The organism is Parasphingorhabdus sp. SCSIO 66989 (genome assembly GCF_032852305.1).
In the GTDB taxonomy this organism is placed as follows: domain Bacteria; phylum Pseudomonadota; class Alphaproteobacteria; order Sphingomonadales; family Sphingomonadaceae; genus Alterisphingorhabdus; species Alterisphingorhabdus coralli.
The window spans coordinates 1,638,549-1,663,496 of the sequence record NZ_CP136594.1; the positions used below are offsets into that span (position 1 = coordinate 1,638,549).

Sequence of the window (24,948 nt, forward strand, 5' to 3'; positions counted from 1 at the left end):
CACAAATCTCAAAATATGGAACAGGCAATGAGCACAGTTCATAAAACACGCATGCTGATATTGGGATCGGGTCCGGCTGGCCTCTCTGCCGCCATTTATGGCGCGCGCGCCGGTCTGGAGCCGATTGTGGTGCAGGGCTTGCAGCCTGGTGGTCAGCTGACCATCACCACCGATGTCGAGAATTATCCAGGTTTCCGCGATGTCATTCAGGGGCCTTGGCTGATGGAAGAGATGACCGCCCAAGCCGAACATGTCGGCACCCGCACCATTTTTGACACGATTGTCGATGTCGATCTGTCGCGCCGCCCCTTCCGCATGACCGGAGATAGTGGCGATATCTATGAAGGCGATACGCTGGTCATCGCCACCGGCGCGCAGGCCAAATGGCTGGGCGTTGAGGGCGAGGAAGCGCTGGGCGGCAAGGGCGTTTCTGCCTGCGCCACCTGTGACGGCTTTTTCTATCGCGGCAAAAAGGTTGTCGTCATCGGCGGCGGCAATACCGCGGTCGAGGAAGCGCTATATATGACCAATCATAGCGACGATGTGACCCTGATCCACCGCCGCGATTCCCTGCGTGCTGAAAAGATTTTGCAGGATAGGCTGTTCGCCAATCCTAAGATTACAGTGCTGTGGAACAAGACCGTTGAACGCTTTGTCGGCGGGGGTGATCCAGAAGGGCTGGTCGGCGTGGATCTGAAAGACACCGTAACGGGCGCAACCTCTCATGAGCCAGCAGATGGCGCTTTTGTCGCTATCGGCCATGCCCCGGCGACCGAGCTGTTCAAAGGTCATCTGGAGCTTGACGGCGGCGGTTATATTCCGGTCGAGGCAGGTACGCCGAAAACGGTTATTCCGGGCGTCTTTGCCTGTGGCGATGTGATGGATCATGTCTATCGCCAAGCGGTCACCGCAGCCGGCACCGGCTGTATGGCGGCGCTGGATGCCGAGCGGTTCCTGGCGGAAGAGGATTTTGCCAAAGCGGCGGCTTGAGGCAAACCGCCGCAGTTTAATCGTCATTGCGAGGAGCGAAGCGACGCGGCAATCCAGAGCCAGCGCAAGACGCACTGGATTGCTTCGCTACGCTCGCAATGACGAGTGGAGGGGAATTGCGCTCAGGAAACTGCGCGCAAACACTCAAGAATGCGTCGTTCCAGCCAAGCCTTCGCAGCCACATCTGCAAAGCTATGCGACCCACTGGCCAGCCCCTCCATACAAATATCCGGATGATCGTGACAGGCCGCAAAAGCCGCGCCCTGCCATTCGGCGATAAATTGCTGTGCTGTGCGATCCTGTTCGGCCAGCAAGATCGTAACCGGGATAGCGCTGGCGGCGAGCGCTGCGCCTAGACGTTGCGCAAAGGGCGCGGGCAGGTTCGGGTCGCCTTTGCTGGCGCGTTTCAGGCCTTTGGCGAGTTTGCCGAGGTCAACATCGCCCGTTACCAGCCGCTTAAGCGCTTTCGGGTCTTTCAGCCGATCAAGATAGCGCGACCGGATCGCCTGTGGCGGTGGCAGATCATCCTCGGCTTGCTCATTTTCAAAAGTCCACGGATTGGCAAGGATCAGGGCATCCAATCCCAATCGCTGATGGAACAGCGTTAGCGCCGTGGCGGCATCGCAATTGCCAAAGCCTGCGATCTTGGCCAGTGAGGGCACCTGTTCGCGAAAGCAGTGCAACGCGGCGGCCATATCGGGTTCGCTCGATAAAAAACCCTGATTATCGCCACTGCTGTCACCTACGCCGCGCCGATCATAGCGGAACACCGCATAGCCTGCCTTGGTCAATGCTGCCGCGAGTTGCGCTTGTCCGGCATGGGCGCCGCTGCGGATTTCATTGCCGCCGCTGACCAGCAACAAGCCGGTCGTTGCCTCTCCGCTATCGGGCAGGTCCAGCGTTGCGTAGAGCGTTGCGCCTTTGCAGGGAAAGGAAAGCTGGCGGCGCATTATCCGGCCATCCAGCGGGCAATATCATCGGCGATAGCGACCGCCAGTTCAGGATCATCGCCCGGTTCGGCACGCAGCCAGAGCGGCGGGCCTTGCAGCACTGCATCAGCGTCACCATCGTCTTCGGAAAGACTGATGGTGCGGTCCGCATGAGCTAAGTCGCTATGGTCCATCGGTGCCGCGACCATATCCGCCGACAGTGCATAACCGGCCAGCATCACGCCATCTTTGCGTGCTGTCTCCAACATCTCTGTAAGTGCAGGCACAGCTTCGCCCTTCTCGCGCAAGGCAGCGATTTCGGTGCGTGCCAGCATCCGCAGTTGTTTCGCGGCAGGGATGGGCGATAGCCGCCAGCTTGTTACATGGGGCAGGGTGCTATCCAGCACTGCACCGGCACGAAAAGCGGCGCTATGGCTGATCGGACCGTGCTGCTGACAAGCAGCGGTCAGCGCCTGTTGCCAATCGGTTAGGGTCGTTTCCGTTAAAGGGGCCTCACTCTCAAGAGTCCCCGGCAAATCGGGCATAATCGATGCAATGCCGTGTGACGTTGCCAGATGCCGCATCACCGACACCAGCGTCCGCCGCATCCGGTTGGCCTCGGCAAAAAACGGTGGGATTAGACAGAGCTTTTGCGCGCTATCCGCCCCATGCGCAGGCTGCATCGCAAGGCACGGCTCCTGCCTGCCCTGATAGTCATAACTCGCAATATGTGGATCAGCGGCCATAGGACCGCCGTTCAGCCTGCGACTTTCTGAACCGAAAAATCGAGCAGATTGCCGTAAATCTCAAAGACTTCGCCATCGACATCCTCATCCTCTATGACGATATCAAAACGGTCTTCCATCTCGGTTAACAGGCCAGCAACCGCCATGGAATCAAGCTCAGGCAGCGCGCCGAACAGCTCGGTATCACGGTCAAACGCGTTAACGCGATCCTGCTCCAGCCCCAAAATATCGCGCAAAATGGCGCGCAGAACCTTGTCGGTTTCTGCCTCGGGCTGGCTGGAAACTGTTTCGGCGACACTGGCCATATAATCCCCCGAAATTGCGAGTTCGCGCTCGTCCGGCGCTGGCTAGGGGCCTCTCCCTAGTCTTTCCGGCGCTTGGCGGCAAGATCGGAAATGGTGCGCTTTCCGGCGCGGGCGATCAGATCGGGCCAGGATAAGGGCGAATGCGGCCAATAGAAATCCTGCGCATAGCGCGGGCGCTGTTGTTCCATCCAGTCCGCCTTATAGCGATCATCGCCGGTGCCGAAGTCGATGGTCACCACTTTGTCGATATCTATCACATGCTGGAACATCGCGGCGCTCAAAACCGTTCCCGGCGACGCTTTTTCCGCCTCTTTGACATAAGCCAGCTTGTGGATCAGCGCGATGCCATGATCTACCGTCCACAGCTGCGCCGCCACCGGCGCGCCGTCCATAAAGGCAAAACCCAGCCGCAACGCGCCATGGGCTGCCTCGCTCTCGGCGAGATGACGGATAAAGGCGGGGCTGCCTTCCTCGGGCTTCCAGCTTTTGGCGTATATAGCCTCATAATCGGCCCAGTTATCCGGGGTAACGTCATGGTCTATCCGCACCGATATCGCATGGCTTTTGGCCTTGCGCTTGACGGTAGAACGCATTTGACCGGGGCGGGATTGCCAATATGCATCAAAGCTGCGGCCATTGATGTGAAGATAATGGTTCATATCGCATGGTGCGCTGCTGGCCAGCCAGCCCTCTTGCTGGAATGCGCGGCGCAGTGATGTCGCTTCGCCTCGATCATCGGGTATCTGCGTCAGCGATATCTTGTGGGCCTTGCGCCGCGCCATGCGCGCAATGCTACGCAGCAGCGACATGCGCGTGACTTCATCATAATGCTCCCCGAAAATCGGTCCACCGGTAAAGCTGTACCAGTTGGTGAGGCCTTTCAATCGCCAGGGCAGGGTATTTTGCATCAGGAAAAGCCAGGCAAAGGCTGGATTATCCGGGTCATCATTGCTGGCACGGAATATCGCCGGGCGCTGATCAGCCAGACAATGGCTGTGCAGAGCCTCCAGCCATTCCAGCCGATTGAACAGGTTTGCCATGGCGTCACGCGACAGCTCGCGGCGGGCCAAATCTTGAACAGCAGCAAAACTATCGTGATATTCACCTTTTATCGGCATATCATGGGCATAACCTGCCGAGAGATCATCAGAAAGGCCTTTGCTGCGCAGCATGGAAATCCCTGACTCTAAACCCATTGATCATTTGGCCTTTTGCGGCGCGGGAGAGGTTCCGGCGCTGGTGGTTCGTAAACAGGCTATTAGTTATGAAGCGTTAAATTGGCGTATCGCTGCTCTGGCGGAATGGTTGCGCGGTCAGGATTTGGTGCCGGGCGACCGGGTGGCGACATGGCTGGGCAAGACGGATATTGCCTGCATTATGCCCTTGGCGGCGGCGCGGGCCGAGTTGGTGCATGTACCGATCAATCCACTGCTCAAGGCGCCTCAGGCGCAGCATATCATGGCCGATAGCGGCGCAAAACTGCTGATCGCCAATCGCCAGCGGCTGGGTCTGCTGAATGATGTGACGACGGATTTTGTTCGCCATGAGGACAAGGCGCTGGCTGCAATTTGGGAGGAGGGCGGCGATATCGCTGCCGATTGGCTTACCGGTTCAGACCAATCGCCAGATGCCCTTGCAGCCATTCTTTATACCAGCGGTTCCACCGGGCGGCCGAAGGGTGTGATGCTGAGCCATGCCAATTTGTGGCTCGGCGCGGTTTCGGTGGCGCGCTATCTGGGTCTGTGGCCCGATGACCGCACCCTGTGCGTCCTGCCGCTCAGCTTTGATTATGGCCAGAATCAGCTGTTTTCTACCTGGTATGCCGGGGGATGCTGCTATCCGCTCGACTATCTGATGCCGCGCGATGTTCTCAAAGCCATGGCACGGGACGAGATAACCACGCTGGCTGCTGTGCCGCCGCTCTGGTTGCAACTGGCCGAATTGGACTGGCCGGAGCAGGCGACGGCGCATCTGCGGCGGATGACCAATAGCGGCGGCGCGCTTACCGAGCCTTTGGTGCGCCGATTGCGCGGCCTTGCTGCCAATGCCGATCTGGTTGCGATGTATGGTTTGACCGAAGCCTTCCGCTCGACTTTTCTTGATCCGGCGTTGATTGATAGTCACCCGACCTCCATGGGCCGCGCCATCCCTTTTGCCGAGATTTTGCTGGTGGATCAGGATGATGCGGTGATCAGCGGAGAAGGCGAGGGCGAACTGGTGCATTGCGGTCCGCTGGTGGCACAAGGCTATTGGCAGGATGCAGTACCCACCGCAAAGCGCTTCCGCCCAGCGCCGAAAGGGTCGCATTACGGCGGAATGGCGGTCTGGTCAGGCGATACGGTGCGGCGCGAGAGTGACGGGCTACTCTATTTTGTCGGCCGTGATGATGCGATGATCAAAACCAGCGGCAATCGGGTTTCTCCCAATGAGATTGAGGAGGCGGTAATAGCCACCGGTTTGGTCGCCGAAGCTGTGGCCTTTGGCGTCGCGGATGACGCTTTGGGGCAGGCGATTATCGTGATTGCGCGACCCTCTGATGATGCCGATAGCGAAACGATTCTCCATATGATGAAACCGTTGGTGCCGAACTATATGCTGCCACAGCAGATCGTGTTGCACGACGCATTACCGCGCAATGCCAATGGCAAGATTGATCGGGTGCGGCTAAAGGCTGAGTTTGTTGCCGCCGGAGAACCCGTATCATGACCCGCAAAGCCAAGCCCTTTGGACTGATTCCTGAAGGTTTCGCCAATGGCGGCGAGGATGTCCTTATCGGTGGCCAGACTGTTCAAGATTGGGCCGAAGAAATCGGCACGACACCGTTCTTCCTCTACAGCGCCGATCTGCTGCGCCAACGCATGGCGGATCTGCGCGCGGCGATGCCCAACCGGTTGGCGATTCACTATGCGATGAAGGCCAATCCTTTTGCGCCTCTGCTCAAATTGATGACCGAGATCAGCGATGGCATCGATATCGCCTCGGCGGGCGAATTGGCGATGGCGATGGCGGCGGGGGCAACCACGGACCGTATCAGCTTTGCTGGCCCTGCCAAGCGCAATGCCGATCTGGAAGCGGCGATTTCTCAAGGTGTTACGCTAAACCTCGAGTCTGAAGGTGAGGCGGAACGCGCACTCACGATCGCCGAAAGGCTGGGCAAAACCCCGCGTCTCGCTGTTCGCGTGAATCCCGATTTTGAACTTAAAGGCTCGGGCATGCGCATGGGTGGCGGCGCAAAGGCATTCGGTGTTGATCAGGCGCGAGTACCTGCCTTGATCCGCCGCATAATTGATGCCGGAGCCGAGTATCGCGGCCTGCATATCTATGCCGGATCGCAGGCGCTGGATGCGCAAGCCCTGATTGACGCGCAGGCGAATACGTTAAGGCTGGCAGCCGAACTGTCCGATGCTGTCGGGATTGCACTGCCGCATTGCAATCTCGGTGGCGGCTTTGGAATTCCCTATTTCCCCAAAGAGATACCACTCGATATTCAGTCCATTGGTGAAGCCTTGGACGAGCAATTTGCCAAGCTGCCTGACAGTCTGAAGACATGCGATTTCGCCATCGAACTAGGCCGCTATCTGGTGGGAGAGGCGGGGATTTATGTCACCCGCATTATCGATCGCAAGGAAAGCCATGGCGAGATATTCCTGACCTGTGATGGCGGCCTGCACCACCAGCTCGCCGCGAGCGGCAATTTCGGCACGGTCGTCCGCCGCAACTATCCGGTCGCTATGGCGGCCAATCGGGATCGGGGGGAAGAGATTGTCTCGGTCGTTGGGTGCCTGTGCACACCCCTGGACCGACTAGCTGATTCTGTCTCGCTGCCGCGCGCAGAATCGGGTGATCTGGTCGTGATTTTCTGCGCTGGAGCCTATGGTGCGAGTGCGAGTCCTGTAAATTTTCTCGGCCATGGCGCTGCACAAGAACGGTTGGTCTGATCCTGTTTTACACAAGAATAATCGCAGTATTGCGAATTAACCGTCACATTTAACACAATATTTCTCTCTGCAAACGCATATTGCGGCAATGCAAAATCATCGTTTCTGAACTGTAAAGACTCGCGACACCTGCAACTCTTCTGCTAATCAGCCCATATGCGATGTAATATGGCCCATTATGGCACAATCATTGGTTAGCCGGGCTTTTCAACGCAATCCTAACGCTATGTTCACCCTTTTCGAGCATAGGTAGCATGATCCGCATTGGACCGTTTCTGACCATTGGTCGAGATTGTCATAGCGCGTGATGACCAGAGTGAGAGTAATGTTTGATGCAGAAAAATGTGATGGCGAGGGTTTCTCAGGCGGCCAATGCCTTGGTGCGCGCGTTCCTTTTGGGCTTTGCGGCATTAGCGGTGGCGAGCTGTGGCGGTGGTGCCCTTGATGGCGAACTGCCAACCGCATCATCGGTTGCCGTGACCGAGGGACCGGGTGAAGATTATGTTATCGGCCCGCTGGATGAACTGACGATCTTTGTCTGGCGTAACCCGGAGCTGGGCGCGACGGTCCAGGTCCGCCCTGATGGCCGCATCACCACTCCACTGATCACCGATATGGCGGCCGTTGGCAAAACACCGACCATGTTGTCGCAGGATATTCGCCTCGCTTTGTCCGAATATATTCAAGATCCGATTGTCTCGGTCACAGTCAATAATTTCTCCGGCACCTTCTCTCAGCAGGTGCGGATTGTCGGTGCGATCGAGAAGCCGGCCTCCATTCCCTACCGTGCCAATATGACGCTGCTTGACGCTATGATCGCAGTGGGCGGGCTGTCCGAATTCGCTGCGGGCAACCGTGCCAAATTGCTGCGCGTCGATCCAGAAACGGGTCTTCAGAAGGAATATGGTGTGCGTCTCGGGGACTTGCTGAAACGCGGCGACAGCCGGGCCAATGCTTTGTTGCAGCCGGGTGATGTCATCATCATTCCGCAAAGCGCATTTTGACCGGCCGAGATTAAAGGGACACCATGAACGGCTTATATGACGAGTTCAGGATAGCAGTGCACAGCGTCTGGCAAAGGCGCTGGCTGGCGCTGGCTGTCGCCTGGGTCTTGTGTGTTCTCGGCTGGCTGGCGGTGGCGATGATCCCCAACAGCTATCAATCGCGTGCGCGGGTTCTTGTGCAGATGAAATCGATTTTGCCCGACCAGTCGCAAAACGATGCACTGGAGCGCCAGCGCCAGATTGATCAGGTCGAGCAGACGCTGACATCTGCGGTCAATCTGGAAAAGGTCATCCGCGCCACCGATCTTGGGCAGAATATTTCCAGCTCGCGTCAGATGGAAGGCATGGTCGGTTCGCTGCGCGGCAAGATTCAGGTGGTGTCCGAGGAGGACAGCTTTTTCGAGATTACCGCTACCTCATCCGATTCGAGCCGCTCGGATGGTGAAAATGCCAAACTTGCGCATGATATTGTGCAGAAGCTGATTGATATCTTTATCGAGGAAAATCTTGCCGGTGGTCGCGGCGAGACACGCAAATCGCTGCAATTCTATGATGATCAACTGGCACTGCGGCAGAAAGAGCTAGAGCAGGCAGAAGCGCGCCGGGTTGCTTTTGAGACGGAGAATCTTGGTTTGCTGCCCGGTGTTGGTTCGGTTAGCCAGAGGCTGGAAAATGCGCGTTCCGAACTCAAAGAGATCGATATTCAACTGTCCTCGGCGCAAAGCGCATTGGCGGCCATCAATGCGCAATTGGGTGGTACGCCGGCCACGATCGCAGCGCCGGGCGTGCCGGGATCGGGTGGCACACGCGGCCTGCTGGCACAGGCACAAAGCCAGCTCACGGCCTTGCGTTCACGGGGGCTCACCGACTCTCATCCGGACATTGTCGCATTAAAGCGTCGTATATCGGATTTGGAAACCCGCGCCGCAAGTGAACCTGCCGGGTCCAGCGGCGTTCAAACGCCCAATCCTGCCTATAGCTCGTTGCAAAGCATTCAGGCTGAGCGGCAGGCTAATGTTCAGGCGCTGACTGCACGCAAACGCTCGCTGGAAGCCGATTTGACGGCGATGCGCTCAAAACAGGCCTCTGAACCGGGTGTCGCGGCGGAACAAGCGCGGATCAATCGCGATTATGAAGTGCTGAAGGCGCAATATGACCGCCTGTTGGAGGAGCGCGAGGAATTGCGGCTGCGCGGTCAGGTGGAGACCGAGACTGACGCGCTGCGCTTCAGCGTCCCCGACCCGCCAACCAACCCGACATCGCCGGTGGCCCCCAACAGGCCGCTATTGCTGTTGATGGTGCTTGCTGCCGGACTGGCAGGGGGTGTTGGCGTTGCCTTTGCCCATGCACAAATCAATGCCAGCTTCTCGACAGTTGGCAAGCTGGAAAAGATATCCGGCTTGCCGGTCCTGGGATCGATTTCACAAACACTGACCAACAAGCAACGGGTTTTGCGCAAGCGCAAGATGCGCTGGTTCTATGGCGCGACAGCGGGCCTTGGGATGATCTTTGGCGTGTTGCTGATTGTTGAATTCATTCAGCGCGGTTCAGTGGTTTGAGGGGTAAGCAGATGACCAGATACTCACCTCTACCATCGACCTCAAAAGACAGCGAGTCGCTGCTCGAACGGGCGTCGAAAAAATATGATCTGGGCGATATCCGCCGTACCAGTGCGGTCAAGGCGGCGTCCAAGGATGGCAATCAGCACACCGCATCGGGCTCTGATCCAATGCAAGCCCTGCCGTCTGATACGCCAGAGTCCCATGCAGCGGTACAGCAATCGCATCGCCCTGATCTCGGCGACGCGCCAACGCAAGCTGCGCGTAAGCTGCGTCATATTGATCGCACCGCGCTGCGCGAGGCGAACTTCATTATTCCTGATGGTCCGGTTAGTGGGCTCTCCGAAGAGTTTCGCATCGTCAAGCGGCAGCTATTGCAAAATGCCGAGGAAGATACCGGCCCTGATGGTGGTTTGGCGCGGCGGATATTGATTTGTTCGGCCAAATCGGGCGATGGCAAGACATTCTGCGCCGTCAATCTGGCGTTGTCGATTGCTGCCGAGCGCGATTATCGCGTGATCCTTGTCGATGCCGACTTCGCCAAGCCCGGCGTTAGCCGGATATTCGGCCTGGATCGCGAACAGGGCCTGATGGATGCGCTGAGCAACCCGGATATAGCTATAAATAATTGCATCGTAGATACCGATATACCCGGTTTCTCTGTGTTACCGGCAGGAAAGCAGACCAATAATGACACTGAGTATCTGGCGTCCTCTCGCACCAGCGCATTGCTGGCGCAACTGGCGCTGGATGATCCGCACCGGATACTGATTTTCGATTCTCCGCCTGCCTTGTCGGCGTCCCCAGCATCAGAACTGGCCAATCATGTCGGCCAGGCATTGATGGTGGTCCGCGCCGACAAAACCAGCGAATCCGCGTTGAGCGATGCGCTTACGCTGGTGGCGCGATGCCCGAATATTCAGCTTTTGCTCAACGGTGCCAAATTCTCCCCAACGGGCCGCAGCTTCGGCTCCTATTATGGATATGGAGAGCAATAATGTCTGTTTTCTCCCCAGAAAGACGCTTTAAACCGCGCCTTGCAGCAGCCATCGCCACTGTTTCCGCAACTTTGGCCATCACAATCACTCCCGCCGCCGCGCAGCAATTGCCCGCTGGTGGAGGTGGTATCGGCCTTGGCGATGATGGCGTTACCACTGCTGAAGGCCGACGCACCCAGGTCACCCCCTATATAGAGGTGGGACAGGTGCTGCTGGCGGACCTTAATAACGATAATGTCGTGACCTTCAGCGTTGTTGCCGCTGGTGTTGATGCCGGGATCCGTGGGCAGCGCGCCGAAGGGCAGGTCAGCGTGCGCTATGAGCGCCGTATTGAATGGGGCGATGAGATCGGCGATCAGGATATATTGAGCGGTATTGCCCGTGGCAGTGTCCAGCTGATCCCCAACGCGCTTAGTTTTGAAGCTGGTGGCCTGGCTACCCGCAGCAGCATCGATGTTCGCGGTGCACAGCCGACCAATGTTGTCGGCGATAATGACAATATCGCGCAGCTCTACTCGGTATTTGCTGGCCCGTCGGTCAACACAAACATTGGAAGCGCCTTCCTCAATGCCAATTACCGCTTTGGCTATGCCTCGCTCGAAACAGATAACAACATCGCGATTGCGCCGGGCCAGCCGCAGCTTGACGTGTTTGATGAAAGCACCAGTCATTTTGCCAATGCGACTATTGGCCAATTGGCGACCAATAGCATCTTGCCATTTGGCTGGACGATAAGCGGCGGCTATCGCCGTGAGGACACTACGCAGTTGGATCAGCGTTTCGAGGACGCCTTTGTCCGTGGTGACATCACTGTTCCCCTGTCACCGACTTTCGCGCTTGTCGGCGGCGCTGGCTATGAAGATGTAGAGGTTAGCGAGCGCGATGCCTTACGTGACGATGATGGAACGCCGCTTGTCGGCGCCGATGGACGCATCATCACCGATCCGGACTCGCCGCGTCTGCTTTCCTTTGATGCGTCCGGCCTTATCTGGGATGTCGGCGTATTGTGGCGCCCCAGCAGCAGAACCTCGCTCGAGGCGCGCTATGGCCGTCGTTACCAGAGCGAGACCTATTATGGCAATTTCAACTGGCAGGCCAATCGGAACACCGTTTTCAGCGTAAATGTGTTTGATACGGTCGCCGGTTTCGGCGCACGGATTATTGACAATGTTGCGTTGCTGCCGACGCAATTTACCAGTTTCCGCAATCCCATTTCGGGTGACCTTAATGGCTGTGTCATTGGCGGCGAGAATAACCTCTGTCTCAATGACGGCTTGCAATCGGCGGCCTCGTCGCTGTTCCGTTTGCGCGGCGTGAATGCGGTTGTTTCAACCCAATTGAACGGATGGCAGACTGGCCTTGCGCTTGGTTATAACCGCCGCCGCTTCCTCAACTCCGATATTGGGGTATTGGCGGATATTGCGGGCGGGTTGGACGAGAACTATTTCGCCAATTTCTTCGCTACCACCCAGATTGATGCGTCTTCAGCCTTTAGCGCCAATGTCTATGCCAACTATTTTGACAGCGCTTTTGAAGGGGCAGACGATGTTTTTGCGGTCGGTGCCAATGCCGCCTATTTGCGCAACCTGACACGACGATTACGCGCGACTGCTGCGGTGGGCCTCGATACTTTTGATGTGGATGGCATTGAGAACCCGCTTACTGCCTCGGCTTTGCTCGGCCTTCGCTATTCATTCTGACACCGGTACGACCGGCACTGGAGGAGACAGGAAATGTATGAGAGCTATTATGGACTGGACGCGCGTCCGTTCCAGCTAACGCCTGATCCACAATATTATTTTGACAGCCGCACCCATCGCAAAGCCTTGTCCTATCTTGGCTATGGTCTGGCGCAAGGTGAGGGTTTTATCGTCATCACTGGCGAAGTCGGTGCAGGCAAGACGACTTTGGTCGGCCATTTGATGGAAACCATTGACCGCGACCGGTTGCACGCAGCGCAGATTGTCACCAGCCAACTTTCGAGCGAAGATCTGCTGCGTCTGACGGCGGAACAGTTTGGTGTGCCGAGCCAGGGTATTGAGAAAGCCGCTTTGCTGCGCGCGCTGGAGAGCCATTTTCAGGCTGAGGCGCGTGCTGGCCGACGCTGTCTGTTGATCGTTGATGAAGCGCAAAATTTGGACCGGACCGCGCTTGAGCAATTGCGGATGCTGTCTAATTTTCAGCTTGGTAGTCAGGCTCTGTTGCAGATTTTTCTGCTCGGCCAGCCCGAGTTTCGCGATATGTTGCGTAGCGACCCTTCCGTCGAACAGCTGCGCCAGAGGATCATTGCCACGCATCATTTAGAAGGCATGCATGCCGATGAAGTGCGGCCCTATATCGCACACCGTCTCGCACGTGCCGGTGGAGACGGTCGCCCGACATTCAGCGATGCCGCGATAGCCGAGATTGCCAAAGCCACTGAGGGTATTCCGCGTTCACTTAACCGGCTTATGAGCCGCATATTGCTTATGGGAGCCATTGAGCAGGTGGATCATATTGATGCGGCGCTGGTCGAGCAGGTGTTGGCCGACCTGGCCGAGGATCTGCCGGTGACTATGACCGAACCGATCGAAGCGCTGCAGCAGCCTGAGGTGAGCGAAGCCGATGCCGATGAGCAGGCGGAGCCGATGCAGGTTGCCCAGTCAGTGCTTCAGGCAGCATCCTATGCGCCGGAGGAGGCGCTGGCTGCCAATGATGCTACAGATGCGGACACCGCAACATTGGAGCAACAAGAGGTAGAAGCCGAGTCAGAATTGGAGCAACAACAGATAGAAGCCGAGTCAGAGCCGGAACAAGAAGCGCCCGAGCCGGTGATTGATCCCGCTCAGTATCGCGCGGCGCTTGATCGTGTGGCAGCCTTGGAGGCGCGTATGGTGGAGCAGGAACGATCACTGCGCGATCTGCTTATCCGTCTTGTCCGCTGGGTTGAGAGCGAACAGCCAGATAATCGCCGCGACGCCGCCTGATCAGGAAAGACCTTTATGCTCCACCAACCGGAAATTGTGCCCAAGCCGAAGGACAGGGGCCATATTCCCAATGGCCTGTCCGTCGATATTGAGGACTGGTTTCAGGTCGGTGCGTTTGAGAATGTGATTGATCCGGCCGATTGGGATAGTTTTCAGCATCGGGTTGAGGGCAATACCGATGCGGTGATCGCGCTGTTTGCCGAGGCTGATGTCAAGGCGACATTCTTCATTCTCGGTTGGGTGGCCGAGCGCTATCCTGCGCTGATCCGGCGTATCGCCGATGCCGGGCATGAAGTGGCCAGCCATGGCTGGGCGCATGGCCGGGTGTTCAACATGGATGCCAAGGCTTTTGCTGCCGATATCAGTAAGACCCGCGCGGTTTTGCAGGATGCCAGCGGTCAGCAAGTCACCGGCTATCGCGCGCCGAGCTTTTCTATCGATCAGCGCACACCCTTTGCGCATCAGATACTTGCCGAGCATGGCTATGACTATTCCTCAAGCGTGGCTCCGGTGGTGCATGACCATTATGGCTGGGCCGAAGCGCCGCGCTTTGCCTATCGCCCGATTGCGGACTCGCCGTTGATCGAGCTGCCGGTGACCACAGTCCGGCTCAATGGCCGCAACTTTGCTGCTGGCGGTGGCGGGTTTTTCCGGGTGTTCCCTTATGCGCTGTCGCGCTGGGCGATTAATCGTGTGAATAGTGTCGATCAGGAACCGGCGATCTTCTACTTTCACCCCTGGGAAATTGACCCCGATCAGCCACGGGTCAAGGCCGCGCCGCTGAAGTCACGCTTGCGGCACTATAGCCGCCTAGAGGCGATGGCGGGCAAACTGCGCCGTTTGACAAATGACTTTAGCTGGGACCGTATCGATACATTGGCCGCACTGCGTGTGCCGCAATGAATATGGCCTTTGACCACAGCCTGAATGCGACCTCGCCTTGCTCCGTGGAAACGGTGCGCGCTGATGATGCAAAGGCCCGCGAACCATGGGTGGACTATGTCAACCGCCATGATGCTGCCACGGCATTTCACCGGCTTGAATGGATTGACGCGATTAGCGAAGCCACCGGCCATGAAAGTGTTTTGCTGATAGCGCGCGATACGGCAGGTGCTGCTGTCCGCGGTATATTGCCTTGCCATCTTATCCATTCCTCACTTTTTGGCCGCGCTCTGGTGTCTTGCGGTTTTGCAGTGGATGGCGGCGTTTTGGCGGATGATGCCATTGCTGGGGAGGCGTTGACCGATGCCATGTGGCAGATCGCGGAACAACGCAGTTGCCCCACGGTGGAGTTGCGCGGTGGAATGATGCCTGTGCAGCCGGAGTGGCATTGCAATAGTGAGAGCTATCTTGGCTTTGCCCGCGATCTTGCCGCTGATGATGAAGCTGAACTGCTCGCCATTCCGCGTAAACAACGTGCCGAAGTGCGCAAGGCGCTCAAACTGCAAGAGACAGGCGATCTAAGCGTCGAAACCGGCTCTTCCGAACGTGACCGTGACTGGCATTATCGTGTCTATAGCGAGAGTGTACGCAATCTCGGCACGCCGGTATTCCCGCGCGCGCTGTTTTCCTGGGTGCTCGATCATTTTGGTGAAGATGCCGATATCCTCACGGTGCTGCACCAGGGCGAACCGGTTGCTTCGGTGCTCAGCCTTTATCATCGCGGCACGGTCATGCCCTATTGGGGCGGCGGGGTATGGCAGGCGCGGCAACTGCGCGCCAATGATCTGATGTATTATGCGTTGATGAACCATGCGCGGGAGCGGGGTTGCAGCCGTTTCGACTTTGGCCGTTCCAAGACTGGAACCGGCGCTGCTGCATTCAAAAAGAATTGGGGCTTTGAAGGCCAGCCGCTGCATTATGCAACCCGCACCGCCGATGGCGCGGCGCCTCGCGATGTCAATCCGCTAAGCCCGAAATATCAGGCGCGGATCGGGCTGTGGCAGAAGCTGCCGCTCTCTGTCGCCAATCGGCTCGGTCCGTTGATCGCCAAGGGTCTGGGGTAGGGCAAGACATGGCGGCCATTCTCTATCTTGCCCATCGCATCCCCTTTCCGCCGGATCGCGGTGACAAAATTCGTTCCTTCCATATGCTGCAAGCCCTGGCGCGGCTTGCTCCGGTGCATGTCGCCTGTTTTGCCGATAATCTTGATGAGTTGGCGCATCAGAACGAACTCGCCGCCTTGGCACAAACGCATTGCGTGGTGCAGCGGACCAAGTCGATGGCGCTGGCGGGTGTAGAAGCGATACTAAAGGGTAAGCCCGTTTCGCTCACCGCCTTCCATCATCAGGCACTGGCCGACTATGTCGCGCGCACAATCGATGCGCAGGATATCAGCACAATCTTCTGTTTCTCCGGCCAGATGGGGCAATATATCCCGGCAGACTTTCAGGGCCGTATCGTTCTCGATCTGGTCGATGTCGATTCGATGAAATTTGAAAGCTATGCCGAAACCAGCAGTAGCGCGATGGCCTATATTTATCGCCGAGAAGGGCGCATGCTATCGCAGTTTGAACACCGTATGGCGGACCGCGCCGATGTGGTTTCTCTGGTTAGCGAGAATGAGGCCAATCTATTCCGCCGGCGTATGGCGGCGGATGGCCATGCCGCGGCTGATCATATCCGCAGCATTGCCAATGGTATTGATTGCGTCCGCTATGACCCGCACCATGATGACCTGACCAAAGCTGTCAGTGCGACCGTTGCGGAGCATGATATCATCTTCACCGGGCAAATGGATTATCCACCCAATGTCGACGCGGTGACGCATTTTGCCGCGCATGTGATGCCTGCTGTTGTTACCGCCGTTCCTGGCGCGCGCTTTATCATCGCCGGACGCAGCCCGACCGATGCGGTGCGGGCCTTGCATAATGCAAAAAATATCATCGTCACTGGCGAGGTGGAAGATATCCGCACCTGGCTCAATCAGGCGGCGATAGCGGTGGCACCGCTGATGATCGCGCGCGGTGTACAGAATAAGGTGCTGGAAGCGATGGCGATGGAAAAGTCGGTTGTTGTTTCGCCCGAAGCAGCCACCGGAATTGATGCTGTCAATGGCACGCATTTTGTCGTTGCCGAGGATAATGCCAGCTTTGTTGCCGTGTGCGTTGATCTGTTGAGAGACAAAGGCAAAGCCAGAGCTATGGGCACTGCCGCACGCCGCTATGTGCAGGATACGATGAGTTGGCAGGCGCAGTTGGAGGGGCTGGACACAATCGTCTTTGGCGAAGACGTCAGCATAAGTGATGCCGCATGAGTGCGCTCTCTCATCCTGATAGTGGCTCTGCGGCAAAGGGCCGAGCCGATCCATCCGAAGCTGATGCAAAGGCGGCAAGTTGGTCGCCACCATGGCGGATCGCCTTTCAGCAGCTTGGCCTGTTAGCGCTGTTGCTGGTGGTGCTGTTCTGGCGCGACCTGAGCGATATGGCGCTGATCTGGTGGGATGTTTCGACCTATAACCATATCCTGTTGATCCCGCTCATTCTCGGCTGGCTGGTGTGGCAGCGCTCGGATGCCTTGCGCCAGACAGCACCCGGTTATGCACCGCTGGCTTTGCTTTGGGTCGGGCTGAGCGCGCTGGTCTGGCTGCTTGGCGAGGCATCAGGCACCGCGCTGCTGCGCCATGGCGCGCTGGTGGTGATGGTACAGGGCGCAGTCGTCGCGCTGCTCGGCTGGCGCGCGGGCAAGATATTGTGGTTCCCGCTCTTCTACGGCTTCTTTCTCGTGCCGGTTGGCGAAGAAATTGTCCCGTTTTTGCAGACGATTACTGCCGATATGTCGATGGTGCTGTTAAGCTGGGTCGGAATCCCGGCTTTCCGCGAAGGCGTGTTTATCTCCACACCCACCGGCTATTTTGAGGTCGCCGAAGCCTGCTCCGGCGTCAAATTCCTGATCGCGATGATCGCTTATGGGGTTTTGGTCGCGCATCTGTGCTTTGAACGCTGGAGCCGCCGCATCATCTTCCTCGCCGCCTGTGTCATCCTGCCGATCATCGCCAATGGCATCCGCGCCTGGGGCACGATTGCCATCGCGCATTATTATGGCCTGGATTTCGCGGTCGGCTTTGACCATGTGTTCTATGGCTGGTTCTTCTTCGCGCTGGTGATGATCATCATCATGGGCGTGGCATGGCCGTTTTTCGATCGCGCCATCGATGCGCCTTTTGTGACTGGTCAGGACAAGGCTGCTACGGCTGATACTGCGCGCCGTTGGATGGCTCCCGCCGTTTTGATACTGACCGTATTGCTGGTCGCGCCTGTGGGCTGGTCTCTGGTGATGGCTAATGCCCGAGCAGAGATTGCCGAAAGCATTACCCTGCCGAAAATCCCAGAATGGCAGCAGGTTGAATATGCCCCGCGCGCTGATTGGTCGCCGCAGCAAAAGGGTGCAGCGCACATATTGCTGGGCAGCTATAGTGATACCGAAGGCACCAAGGTTGATCTGTTCTTCGCGCTCTATGACCGCCAGGCCGAGGGCGAAGAACTGATCGGCTATGGCCAGGGCGCGCATGATCCGGCGAGTGACTGGGCCTGGACCGCCAACGGCGAAACGACACAAGGCCTTGCCAGCCAGCGACTGGTTGCGCCCGGCCCGATGGTGCGCGATGCGGTGACGCTCTATGTCTATGGCGATCTGACAACGCAAAGCGCCAGCGGCATCAAGCTGGCCATGCTGGGAGACCGCCTGCTCGGCAGCCAGAAGCGAGCCGGGGTACTGATTGTTTCAGCAGAAGCGGTGGAAGAAGCCGATGCTGCCCAAGCGGTGGAGCGCTTTATAACCGAGGCGGGCCCGCTTGACAGTCTGGCACTCACCATTGCATCGGGCGAATAATCTTTTGCTCCGAGATCCCTTAGCCCAGAGACCTTTATCATGTGCGGCATAGCCGGTCTGTTCTATCCCGAAACGCCCAAGCCGGTTGATCCTGGGCGGGTCCAGCGGATGAGCGACGCCCTGGCGCATCGCGGGCCGGATGGCAGTGGCGTCTGGGTGGATCGCGGCATCGGGCTGGGGCACCGGCGGCTGGCGATTATCGATCTGGAGGGCGGCGCGCAGCCCATGGCGACGCCCGAGGGGCGCTATCATATCAGCTTCAATGGCGAGATTTATAACTTTGCCGAGGTCCGCAAAGAGCTGGAAGCGGCGGGCGATGTTTTTGAGACTGACAGCGATACCGAGGTCATTTTGCTGGCTTGGCGGCGCTGGGGTAGGGCGGCGATTGATCGGCTCAACGGCATGTTCGCCTTCGCCCTTTATGACCGCGAGGAACACAGCCTGACGCTGGTGCGCGACCGACTGGGGGTCAAGCCGCTCTTCTACACGCGCCTACCAGATGGCGCGATTGCCTTTGCCTCGGAGCTGAAAGGTCTGCTCGCCAATCCGGCGCTGCGGCGCGTGCCCGATGAGCAAGTGATCGAATCCTATATGACCTGGGGCTATGTCCCCGACGACCAGTGCATTGTGCGTGGGGTACAGAAGCTTCCCGCCGGGCACAGCATCCGCTTTTCCGCGAGCCAGCCCGATGGTGCGCTGCACCGCTATTGGGATGTCAGCTTTGCCGAGCGCAGCAGCGCCAAACCCGCCGTGCTTGAGGAGGAACTGCTCGAATTGATGCGCGATGCGGTGCGGTTGCGCATGATCTCTGACGTGCCGCTCGGCGCGTTTCTCTCCGGCGGTGTCGACAGCTCCAGCGTCGTCGCGCTGATGGCCGAGCGTTCCAAAAGCGCCGTCACCAGTTGCAGCATCGGTTTTGATGAAGCCTCGCTCGACGAGACCAGCCATGCCCGTGCGGTCGCCAAACGCTTCGCCACCGATCACCATGAGGAAATCGTCACCGCTGGCGACTTCGCGCTGATCGACAGGCTGGTGGATCAGTTTGACGAACCCTTTGCCGATGGCTCGGCGCTGCCCACGGCGCAGGTCTGCGCGCTGGCACGGCGGCACGTCACCGTGGCGCTGTCGGGCGATGGCGCGGATGAAGCCCTGGCCGGTTACCGTCGCCATGTATTCCACCATGGCGAGGAGAGGGTGCGCAGCCTGTTGCCATTGGGTTTCCGGCAGAGTGTATTCGGCACGCTAGGGCGACTGTATCCCAAGGCCGATTGGGCACCGCGTCCCTTGCGCGCCAAGACGACCTTGCTCGCGCTCGCCAATGACGGTGATGCGGCCTATGCCGATGCGCTCTCGGTAACAGGCGCGGCGCATCGGCAGGCGCTTTACAGTCCAGAGCTGGGCAGGGCATTGCAGGGCCATCGCGCCGAGCAGGATATGATCAGCCTGATGCGCCAAGCCCCAGCGCGATCCGGTCTTGATAGGGCGCAATATGCCGATCTGAAAGTCTGGCTTCCCGGCGATATCCTGACCAAGGTTGACCGCAGCAGCATGGCCGTCAGCCTTGAGGCGCGCGAGCCGCTGTTGGATTATCGCCTGATTGAATTCGCGGCGCGCTTGCCGGAGAAATACCGCATCCAGAGCGGGCAAGGGAAATGGCTGCTGAAGAAAAGCATGGAGCGTTATCTGCCCGAGGATATTCTCTATCGCCCGAAAATGGGCTTTGTAACGCCGATCAGCCAATGGTTTCGCGGGCCTCTGGCCGATACGGCCCGCGGCATTGCCGATGGCGATGGACTGGCGCGGACTGGATGGTTTAACGGCAAAGCAATGACCGATATGGCCGAAGCGCATATATCTGGCCGCAGCGATTATGGCCGCACTTTATGGCAATTGGTGATGCTCGATAAAGCAATGAAAAAGCTGTTTGCGCTTTAAAACACCTAACCCCGCGCAAGCGGGAGTATTTTTTGTTCACACAAAGCCACAAAGACACAAAGCAGGCATAGAGAGAACACCTTCCTTTGTGCCTTCGTGTCTTTGTGTGAGAATGAAAATAGTCTGGCTTCGCCAAACCCTGATTAAGAGTTATGGATAGACCGCCTCGACAAAATATAGCCCATCGGGCGGTGCATTGAGGCCCAATGCCTGCCGGTCCTTGGCCTCCAGCGCCGCCTGCAGATCATCCGCACTCCATTGCCCGCGCCCGACCAGCGACAAGCAACCGACCATCGAGCGTACCTGATGATGCAGGAAAGAGCGGGCTGCGACATGCACTGAAATTCGTTCACTTTGGCGCACAACATCAATGCGATCCAGCGTCTTGACTGGACTCTGCGCTTGACAATGCGCGGACCGGAACGTGGTGAAATCATGCTGGCCAACTAGGTATTCCGCCGCTTCGTGCATCGCCTCGGCATCCAGTTCTACCGCCACTCGCCAGGCCAGCCCCTTTTGCCAGGTCAGCGGCGCACGGCGGTTGATAATGTCATAGCGATAGCGTCGACCGATACAGGAAAAGCGGGCATGCCATTCCTCATCGACCGCGTTACACTGGCTGACCGCAATCGGGGCAGGACGCAGATGGGCATTGACCGCTTCCATCAGGCGAAAGGCATCAAAATCGCGCTCTACATCGACATGCACCCGCATCGCCTCGGCATGGACGCCGGCATCGGTGCGCCCGGCGGCATAGAGTGTCACGGGCAGGCCAATCGTGGCCTCAACCGCTTCCTCCACTGCCTGTTGCACGCTGGGGCCATGTTTCTGCCGCTGCAGCCCCATAAAGGGCCGCCCATCATATTCCAGCGTCATGGCAAAGCGGGTCATGCGATCTGTGCGCCTTTGGGCAGGCTGTTGCCGCGCAGAAAATCATCCAGCGCCATGGCCGGCTTGCCAGCTTTTTGAATTATAGTCGGACAAATTGCGCTCTGATCAGCGCATGCAATGGTAATCCGGTCATCCAGGATCGTTCCGGGTTCAGCTTGCTCTGCATCAAGAATGATATCCGCCTGATGCACCCGATAACGCTGTCCCTCAAATTCAAAAAACGCGCCGGGCCAGGGGGTAAAAGCACGTATCTGCCGCTCGACCTGAATCGCAATCTGCGTGAAATCCAGCCGCCCTTCAGCCTTCTCAATCTTGTGCGCATAGGTCACGCCATTATCGGGCTGCACTTCGGGCGGATAGCTGTCGAGATCGGCCAGCACTTCGACCATCAACTCCGCGCCCATAGTGGCTATCTCGTCAGTCAGTTCCCCGGCATTCTTGCCAGCAACCGGCGTTTCCGCTTTCGCCAGCATCGGGCCCGTGTCGAGGCCTGCCTCCATCTGCATGATGGTCACCCCGGTCATGGCATCGCCCGCCAATATCGCCCGTTGCACAGGCGCCGCGCCGCGCCAGCGGGGGAGCAGCGAGCCATGGACATTGAGGCAGCCATGCGCGGGCGCATCGAGGATCGCCTGTGGCAGGATCAGGCCATAGGCCGCAACCACTGCAATATCGGCGTTAAACGCTGCAAATTCCGCTTGCGCCACGTCCTTTTTCAGCGACACTGGCGTCCGCACCTCCAGACCCAGTTCCTCAGCGCGCTTCTGCACCACCGAGGGACGCGGTTTCTTGCCGCGTCCGGCGGGGCGGGGTGGCTGGCAATAGACCGCGACAATCTCATGCCCTGCGTCATACAGCGCATTCAGCGTCGGCACCGCAAAATCGGGTGTGCCCATATAGATGATGCGCATATCTGTCCCCATTTCCTGTTCTGCGGTTGCGATTGGCTTGCCTTGTTGCCGCCAATCCCCCTAATGATGCGGCCATGGCATCGCAAGAGATAGAGGAATTGGCCGGGCAACTGGCCAAGCTGCCGGGGCTGGGCCCGCGTTCGGCACGGCGGGCGGTGTTGCACCTGATCAAGAAGCGCGAAAGCGCGCTGGCACCGCTGATTGCCTCGATGGAGGAGGTGCGCGAAAAGCTCTCGGTCTGCAGCATTTGCGGCAATATCGATACCACCAACCCTTGCGGCGTCTGCACCGATCCGCGCCGTGACTCCAAGTCCATCTGCGTCGTCGAGGAGGTCGCCGATCTCTGGGCGCTGGACCGGGCGCGATTATTTGCCGGGCGCTATCATGTGCTGGGCGGCACGCTGTCGGCGCTCGATGGCATCGGGCCGGATGATCTCAGCATTGACAAGCTGGTCAGCCGCATATCCGATGGCGGCGTGGATGAGGTGGTGCTGGGCCTGAATGCGACCTTGGAGGGGCAGACCACGGCGCATTATATCGCCGAGCGTCTTGAAGGCATGCCGGTGCGGATTACCCAGTTGGCGCACGGCCTGCCGGTGGGCGGGGAGTTGGATTATCTTGATGAGGGTACATTGGCGCAGGCCCTCAGAGCGCGACGGCCTTTGGGGTAGAGCGCCAAAAAATGACCGTTAGCCCTGAGCTTGTCGAAGGGCGTTTCTCAACTTGAGACGCGGGCTTCGACAGGCTCAGCCCTGACGGTGATTGTTTGCGAAGGCTTGAACAATTCCCCCACCACAGCTATTTTGCACCCATGGCCATAAGACCGATTGTAGAAGTGCCCGACGCGCGGCTCAAAACTGTATCGAAGCCGGTTGAGGTTTTCGATGATGAGCTGAAAACGCTAGTCGAGGATATGTTTGACACCATGTATGACGCGCCCGGCATCGGTCTGGCGGCGATACAGGTGGGTGTGCCGTTGCGCGTGCTCGTTATCGATCTGCAGGAGCCGGATGAGAATGATGAGCCGGTGAAAGACCCGCGCATCTTTATCAATCCGGAAATTCTCGATCCGTCCGAAGACGTGTCGACCTATCAGGAAGGCTGCCTCTCGGTTCCTGATCAATATGCCGATGTCGATCGCCCAGCGACCTGCACCGCGCGCTGGCAGGATTTGGATGGCAATGTGCATGAAGAGCGCATGGAGGGCCTGCTCGCCACCTGTCTGCAGCATGAGATGGACCATCTTGAGGGTATTCTCTTTATCGACCATCTCTCGCGCCTGAAGCGGCAGATGGTGCTGCGCAAGCTGAGCAAGGCGCGCAAAGCCGCAGCCTGATTATCCGCGGGATAAGTTTCTGATACGCTTGCCAGAGTGCTTTTGGCGTTCTATGTTCCCTGTATGTTTCGCGATATGCGAAGGCTAATTGGGCAGGACTATAGGTTTGAGCGAGCAACTGCTTCCGGTCATCATTGGCATCGTTACGCTGATTATCGGTGTGATTCTGGGTTGGTTTTTCGGTGGGCGTCCGGCTGCGGCAGCTAGGGCCGAGAAAGAGGCTTTGGATGCCGAACTGAAAGCGCTGAACGAGAAGTTTCAGAGCGCGATCAGTGATCTGGCAACAGAATCAGAAAAAGCGCGAAAGGCGGAAGAGCTCTCCCGCCAATGTGATACGCTGCGTTCCGAGCGCGAGGGGCTGAGCACCGAGAATGCCCGCTTGAAAGCCGATGCCGCCAATCATGATCGACAGCTGAAACAGCTGCGCGAGGCGCGCGAGGAATTGAGCAGTCAATTTGGCGAGGTGGGCAACAAGCTGCTCGGCGAGGCGCAAAAACAGTTTCTCGAACGCGCCGATCAGCGCTTCGCCCAATCGGAAGAAAAGAATGAGGCCCGGATCAAGGCGTTGCTCAACCCGGTGGGTGAGAAGTTGCACTCCTATGAGCAGCAGATTGAACGCATCGAGAAGCAGCGCAGCGAGGCCTATGGTGATCTCAAAGGCCTGATGGACCAGATGCGCTCCGGCCAGCAGCAGGTACGCGATGAGACCGCGCGGCTGGTCAATTCGCTGCGTAATGCGCCCAAGGCGCGCGGGCGCTGGGGCGAGCAGCAGCTGAAGAACGTGCTCGAAAGCTGCGGGTTGGCTGAGTATACCGATTTCGTCATGGAGCACAGCATCGAGACCGAAGAAGGGCGGTTGCGCCCTGACGCGGTGGTGCGGGTCCCGGGCGGGCGTTCCTTAGTGATCGATGCCAAGGTTTCGCTCAACGCCTATCAGGATGCGTTTGAAGCCGACGACGATGAGGCGCGCAGTGTTGCCCTGGCGGCGCATGGCCAGTCGATGCGCACCCATATCGATGGCCTGTCGCGCAAAGCTTATTGGGATCAGTTTGAGGACGCACCCGATTATGTCATCATGTTTGTACCCGGCGAGCATTTCCTCTCCGCCGCGCTGGAGCATGATGCTGGCCTTTGGGACTTTGCCTTTGAGAAGAAGGTCTTGCTGGCGACGCCGACCAATCTGGTCGCGATAGCGCGCACTGTAGCCGGGGTCTGGCGGCAGGAAGGATTGGCGCGCGAGGCCAAGCAGATCGGGGCTTTGGGCAAGGAAATGTACGACCGGCTTGCGGTATCCGCTGAGCATCTGAAACGCGTAGGGGCGGGGCTCAACAGTGCGGTGGGTAATTACAACAAGTTCGTTGGCAGTTTTGAACGCAATGTGCTCTCCACCGGGCGCAAATTCCAGCAGCTCAATATCGAGACCGGCAAGCGCGATCTGGAGGAATTGCCCGAGATTGAGGCGCTGCCGCGTTACGGCAATGATGAGCAAGATGAGGCGGCTGAGTAGTTTGTCTCACGCGGAGGCGCGGAGCCGCGGAGACTAACTCTCCCCCTCCACCTTCAGGGGAGGGGCAGTGAGACTTAGTGAGCGCAGCGAGCTTAGTCGCAGC

At 58.2% G+C, this 24,948-nt stretch carries 22 protein-coding genes; 16 read left to right on the top strand and 6 right to left on the bottom strand.

All coding sequences use genetic code 11. From position 1 onward, the window contains the following. Positions 1-27: 27 nt before the first annotated feature. The gene (gene trxB, locus RB602_RS07785) at positions 28-990 is read left to right on the top strand and encodes a thioredoxin-disulfide reductase (protein ID WP_317079995.1); all 963 of its coding nucleotides are present in this window, start codon (positions 28-30) and stop codon (positions 988-990) included. Positions 991-1,112: 122 nt separating this feature from the next. On the opposite strand, the gene RB602_RS07790 is transcribed toward trxB, so the two are convergent. From RB602_RS07790 to RB602_RS07805, 4 genes are read right to left on the bottom strand one after another with little or no spacing between them, the layout of a single operon-like run. Continuing rightward, positions 1,113-1,940, bottom strand: coding sequence for a hydrolase 1, exosortase A system-associated (locus RB602_RS07790; protein WP_317079996.1), 828 nt, complete (start codon positions 1,938-1,940; stop codon positions 1,113-1,115). Continuing rightward, the gene (locus RB602_RS07795; protein ID WP_317079997.1) at positions 1,940-2,665 is read right to left on the bottom strand and encodes an alpha/beta hydrolase family protein; all 726 of its coding nucleotides are present in this window, start codon (positions 2,663-2,665) and stop codon (positions 1,940-1,942) included. The genes RB602_RS07790 and RB602_RS07795 overlap by 1 nt, the downstream gene beginning before the upstream one ends. An 11-nt stretch (positions 2,666-2,676) precedes the next feature. Further along, on the bottom strand, positions 2,677-2,970 hold the full coding sequence (locus RB602_RS07800; RefSeq protein ID WP_317079998.1) for an acyl carrier protein: 294 nt from the start codon (positions 2,968-2,970) through the stop codon (positions 2,677-2,679). Positions 2,971-3,026: 56 nt separating this feature from the next. After that, positions 3,027-4,142 (bottom strand): GNAT family N-acetyltransferase, encoded by a 1,116-nt coding sequence (locus tag RB602_RS07805; protein ID WP_317079999.1) that lies wholly within the window; start codon positions 4,140-4,142, stop codon positions 3,027-3,029. On the opposite strand from RB602_RS07805, the gene RB602_RS07810 reads away from it, so the two are divergent. From RB602_RS07810 to RB602_RS07865, 12 genes are all read left to right on the top strand, one after another. Further along, the gene (locus tag RB602_RS07810; RefSeq protein ID WP_317080000.1) at positions 4,141-5,676 is read left to right on the top strand and encodes an acyl-CoA ligase (AMP-forming), exosortase A system-associated; all 1,536 of its coding nucleotides are present in this window, start codon (positions 4,141-4,143) and stop codon (positions 5,674-5,676) included. The genes RB602_RS07805 and RB602_RS07810 overlap by 2 nt on opposite strands. After that, positions 5,673-6,908 (top strand): pyridoxal-dependent decarboxylase, exosortase A system-associated, encoded by a 1,236-nt coding sequence (locus RB602_RS07815; protein WP_317080001.1) that lies wholly within the window; start codon positions 5,673-5,675, stop codon positions 6,906-6,908. Before RB602_RS07810 ends, RB602_RS07815 begins: the two co-directional genes overlap by 4 nt. Positions 6,909-7,255: 347 nt before the next feature. After that, positions 7,256-7,912, top strand: coding sequence for an XrtA/PEP-CTERM system exopolysaccharide export protein (locus RB602_RS07820; RefSeq protein ID WP_317080002.1), 657 nt, complete (start codon positions 7,256-7,258; stop codon positions 7,910-7,912). A 23-nt stretch (positions 7,913-7,935) separates the two neighbouring features. Next, a complete protein-coding gene (locus RB602_RS07825) occupies positions 7,936-9,471 on the top strand; it encodes an XrtA system polysaccharide chain length determinant (protein ID WP_317080003.1) in 1,536 nt (511 codons plus the stop codon). A gap of 11 nt (positions 9,472-9,482) precedes the next feature. Next, positions 9,483-10,469 carry an AAA family ATPase gene (locus RB602_RS07830; RefSeq protein WP_317080004.1) on the top strand — a complete coding sequence of 329 codons (987 nt, stop codon included), beginning with the start codon at positions 9,483-9,485 and terminating at the stop codon, positions 10,467-10,469. Then, entirely contained in the window at positions 10,469-12,169 is a 1,701-nt protein-coding gene (locus RB602_RS07835; RefSeq protein WP_317080005.1) for a TonB-dependent receptor, read from the top strand. Before RB602_RS07830 ends, RB602_RS07835 begins: the two co-directional genes overlap by 1 nt. A gap of 33 nt (positions 12,170-12,202) precedes the next feature. Then, positions 12,203-13,435 carry an XrtA/PEP-CTERM system-associated ATPase gene (locus tag RB602_RS07840; protein WP_317080006.1) on the top strand — a complete coding sequence of 411 codons (1,233 nt, stop codon included), beginning with the start codon at positions 12,203-12,205 and terminating at the stop codon, positions 13,433-13,435. Between the two features lie 15 nt (positions 13,436-13,450). Next, the gene (locus tag RB602_RS07845) at positions 13,451-14,338 is read left to right on the top strand and encodes an XrtA system polysaccharide deacetylase (protein WP_317080007.1); all 888 of its coding nucleotides are present in this window, start codon (positions 13,451-13,453) and stop codon (positions 14,336-14,338) included. 2 nt (positions 14,339-14,340) lie between these two features. Next, entirely contained in the window at positions 14,341-15,441 is a 1,101-nt protein-coding gene (locus RB602_RS07850; protein WP_317080008.1) for a FemAB family XrtA/PEP-CTERM system-associated protein, read from the top strand. Positions 15,442-15,449: 8 nt separating this feature from the next. After that, positions 15,450-16,691, top strand: a complete 1,242-nt coding sequence (locus RB602_RS07855; protein ID WP_317080009.1) for a TIGR03087 family PEP-CTERM/XrtA system glycosyltransferase — start codon at positions 15,450-15,452, stop codon at positions 16,689-16,691. Next, the gene (xrtA, locus tag RB602_RS07860) at positions 16,688-18,265 is read left to right on the top strand and encodes an exosortase A (protein WP_317080010.1); all 1,578 of its coding nucleotides are present in this window, start codon (positions 16,688-16,690) and stop codon (positions 18,263-18,265) included. Before RB602_RS07855 ends, xrtA begins: the two co-directional genes overlap by 4 nt. A 39-nt stretch (positions 18,266-18,304) precedes the next feature. Continuing rightward, positions 18,305-20,200 (top strand): XrtA/PEP-CTERM system amidotransferase, encoded by a 1,896-nt coding sequence (locus RB602_RS07865; RefSeq protein ID WP_317080011.1) that lies wholly within the window; start codon positions 18,305-18,307, stop codon positions 20,198-20,200. A 150-nt stretch (positions 20,201-20,350) separates the two neighbouring features. On the opposite strand, the gene truA is transcribed toward RB602_RS07865, so the two are convergent. Next, positions 20,351-21,091: a tRNA pseudouridine(38-40) synthase TruA gene (truA, locus tag RB602_RS07870; protein WP_317080012.1), complete on the bottom strand. Its 741-nt coding sequence runs from the start codon at positions 21,089-21,091 to the stop codon at positions 20,351-20,353. After that, positions 21,088-22,002, bottom strand: coding sequence for a methionyl-tRNA formyltransferase (fmt, locus tag RB602_RS07875; protein ID WP_317080013.1), 915 nt, complete (start codon positions 22,000-22,002; stop codon positions 21,088-21,090). The genes truA and fmt overlap by 4 nt, the downstream gene beginning before the upstream one ends. Before the next feature lie 74 nt (positions 22,003-22,076). On the opposite strand from fmt, the gene recR reads away from it, so the two are divergent. The 3 genes from recR to RB602_RS07890 all read left to right on the top strand — a co-directional run bounded on the left by recR (position 22,077) and on the right by RB602_RS07890 (position 24,845). Beyond that, positions 22,077-22,673 (top strand): recombination mediator RecR, encoded by a 597-nt coding sequence (gene recR / locus RB602_RS07880; RefSeq protein ID WP_317080014.1) that lies wholly within the window; start codon positions 22,077-22,079, stop codon positions 22,671-22,673. Positions 22,674-22,813: 140 nt separating this feature from the next. Continuing rightward, positions 22,814-23,338, top strand: coding sequence for a peptide deformylase (gene def / locus RB602_RS07885; protein WP_317080015.1), 525 nt, complete (start codon positions 22,814-22,816; stop codon positions 23,336-23,338). A gap of 106 nt (positions 23,339-23,444) precedes the next feature. Continuing rightward, on the top strand, positions 23,445-24,845 hold the full coding sequence (locus tag RB602_RS07890) for a DNA recombination protein RmuC (RefSeq protein WP_317080016.1): 1,401 nt from the start codon (positions 23,445-23,447) through the stop codon (positions 24,843-24,845). Positions 24,846-24,948: the final 103 nt, after the last annotated feature.